The organism is Allobosea sp. CER48 (genome assembly GCF_044752385.1).
Taxonomy (GTDB): Bacteria; Pseudomonadota; Alphaproteobacteria; order Rhizobiales; family Beijerinckiaceae; genus Allobosea.
In genome coordinates, this window is the sequence record NZ_JBIWYK010000690.1 from 1 (window position 1) to 1263 (window position 1263).

Below are 1263 nucleotides of genomic sequence, written 5' to 3' on the forward strand. Positions count from 1 at the left end.
CCTCGCGAAACAGCGCTTTCAGCGCCCGCAGCAGCTCCTCGACGATGATCGGGGCGAGCCCCTCGGTCGGCTCGTCGAGCAGCAGCAGCTTCGGGTTCAGCATCAGCGCCCGGCCGATCGCCAGCATCTGCTGCTCGCCGCCGGAAAGCTGGTTGCCGAGATTGGCCTTGCGCTCGGCGAGTCGCGGAAACATCCGGAAAACCCGCTCCGCATCCCAGGGCCCCGGGCGCGCCACCGCGGTCAGGTTCTCCAGCACCGTCAGCGACTTGAAGATATTGCGCTCCTGCGGCACCCAGCCGATGCCGGCATGCGCCCGCTGCTCCGGCGAGGCTACGGTGAGATCACGCCCGGCCAGTACGATCCGCCCGCCGCGCCGGCGGGTGACGCCGATGATGCTGTTGACCAGCGTCGTCTTGCCGACACCGTTGCGGCCGAGCAAGGCGAGCGAATGCCCCTCGGCCAGCGTCAGGTCGATGTCGAAGAGCACCTGCGCCTCGCCATAGCCGGCGCAGAGCCTGTCGATCCTGAGCAACTCAGGCCTTGATGCGTCAGACATGGGCGTCCTCGCCGAGATAGGCTTCGCGCACGCCCCGGTCGCGGGCCATCTCCTCCGGCGTACCCTCCGCCAGCACGCGGCCATTGACCAGCACGGTGATGCGTGTCGCGAAGCGGAAGACAAGGTCCATGTCGTGCTCGATCAGCAGCACCGAGACATCGTCCGGAAGCTCGGCGACGGTCCGCATCAGCTCGCGGCGCTCGGCCTCGGGCACGCCGGCCGCCGGTTCGTCGAGCAGCAAGACGGAAGGCCGCGCGGCGAAGGCGGCGGCGATCTCGATCTGGCGCTGCTTGCCATAGGGCAAAGTGGCGATCGTCCGGTCCATGATGTCGTCGAGGCGGAAGCGGTTCAGGATCTCGGCAGTCTGGCTCACCAACTCCGGATCACGGTCGAGCGCGCGGAAAGGGCGGCTGCCCCGCCCGAGCCGCTCTGACGTGACGAGTGCGATGATCTCCAGCGGAGTCATCCTCGCGAAAAGCTGGTTGATCTGGAAGGTGCGGGCGAGCCCCCGCTGCACCCGCGCCTCGCGCGGCAGCCGGGTGATGTCCTCGCCCATCAGCTCGATGCGGCCCGAGCTCGGCTTGAGCACGCCGGTCAACTGGTTGACGAACGTCGTCTTGCCGGCGCCGTTCGGACCGATCAGCGCATGACGAGCACCTTTCGTCAGGGTGAAGTCGACATGATCGGTCGCGGTGATGCCGCCGAAG

2 protein-coding genes are annotated in these 1263 nt (G+C 67.9%); both read right to left on the minus strand.

The window, feature by feature from the left end; genetic code table 11:
• A partial coding sequence (locus tag ACIPIA_RS16600; RefSeq protein ID WP_400511075.1) for an ABC transporter ATP-binding protein occupies positions 1–556 on the minus strand: 556 nt, incomplete at its 3' end.
• Positions 549–1263: ABC transporter ATP-binding protein (locus ACIPIA_RS16605; protein ID WP_400511076.1), on the minus strand; the 715-nt coding region annotated here is incomplete at its 5' end. The genes ACIPIA_RS16600 and ACIPIA_RS16605, both read right to left, overlap by 8 nt.